Annotated in this window: 2 protein-coding genes; both read left to right on the top strand. The window is 75.5% G+C overall.

From position 1 onward, the window contains the following. On the top strand, positions 1-181 hold a 181-nt coding region (locus HMPREF0731_RS21800), incomplete at its 5' end, for a hypothetical protein (protein WP_007006421.1). 76 nt (positions 182-257) lie between these two features. Then, on the top strand, positions 258-830 hold the full coding sequence (locus tag HMPREF0731_RS21795; RefSeq protein ID WP_007006420.1) for a TetR/AcrR family transcriptional regulator: 573 nt from the start codon (positions 258-260) through the stop codon (positions 828-830). The last annotated feature ends 158 nt before the right edge of the window (positions 831-988 follow it).

The raw sequence follows: 988 nt of genomic DNA, 5'->3' as shown, positions 1-988 counted from the left end.
CCCGGCCCTGCCGCCGGGCGAGCCCGCCGGCGCCGGCATCGATATCGCGGTGCGCGAGCTCGGCGCCGCCCGCGCCCTGCTGCGGCAGAATGGCATCGGCTTCGCCGAGGAGGGCGCGGCGCTGGCCATCGCCGATGTCGCCGCCTGCGGCCAGGTGAAGCTGCGGCTGGTGGCGGCCTGAAAAAAACCGCCCATTCGGTCTGTTTCCCCGCCGGCCCCTGCGCTATCCCGCCGGCGCGGACCGAGGGAGAGATGCCATGGACAACGCCAGCCGCTCCGAGCGCACGCGCGGCGCGATCCTGCAGGCGGCGCTGGCGATCATCGCGCGGGACGGGCCGGGGCGGCTGACGCTCGACGCCATCGCCCGCGAATGCGGCATCAGCAAGGGCGCGCTGACCCACCAGTTCCGCAGCAAGGTGGCGGTGCTGGAGGCGCTGCTGCGGCACCAGACGGCGCAGTTCGAGGATTTCGCCGCGCGCCACGCCGCGGCGCTGGGGCGGGAGCGGGCGCAGCCCTACCTGGCCACGCAGATCGCCACGATGCGCGAGGCGCTGTCCAGCCCGCAGAACGCCGCCTTCGCCCTGTGCGGCGCGCTGGCGGAGGAGCCCGCCCTGCTGGCGCCGATCCGCGACCTGTCGGCCGAGAAGCTGCGGGCGCTGCGCCAGGAGGCGGCGGACCCGGACCTCGCCACGCTGCGCTGGCTGGCGGCGCGCGGCCTGCTGATGGGGGAGCTGCTCGGTGTCTGCCCGCTCGGCGAGGCGGAGCGCGACCGGCTGTTCGACCGGCTGCTGGATGAGCGGTGCTGGCCGCCGGCGCCCGGCGGGGGCTGAGCCGGGGCCGTGGCTCTCGCGAAAGAAACCGACCGGTCCGTTTACATTTCTGGAAGGCGGCTGCTAGGCTGGCGCCAGCAGCAGCCGAGGTGTCGCATGCCCCGCCATCCCGCCTGGACCAGCACCGCATGGCTCGGCCGGGCCACGCCCCGCCCGCC

Origin of the sequence: Pseudoroseomonas cervicalis ATCC 49957 (assembly GCF_000164635.1) — a bacterium.
Classification (GTDB): Bacteria; Pseudomonadota; Alphaproteobacteria; order Acetobacterales; family Acetobacteraceae; genus Pseudoroseomonas; species Pseudoroseomonas cervicalis.
The sequence above is the reverse complement of the archived record's forward strand: the minus strand, read 5'-3'. Positions and strand labels throughout refer to the sequence as shown.

Excerpts from the sequence above, each read along its gene's own strand:
- HMPREF0731_RS21795 (WP_007006420.1), top strand. The coding sequence starts at position 258 with ATGGACAACGCCAGCCGCTCCGAGCGCACGCGCGGCGCGATCCTGCAG.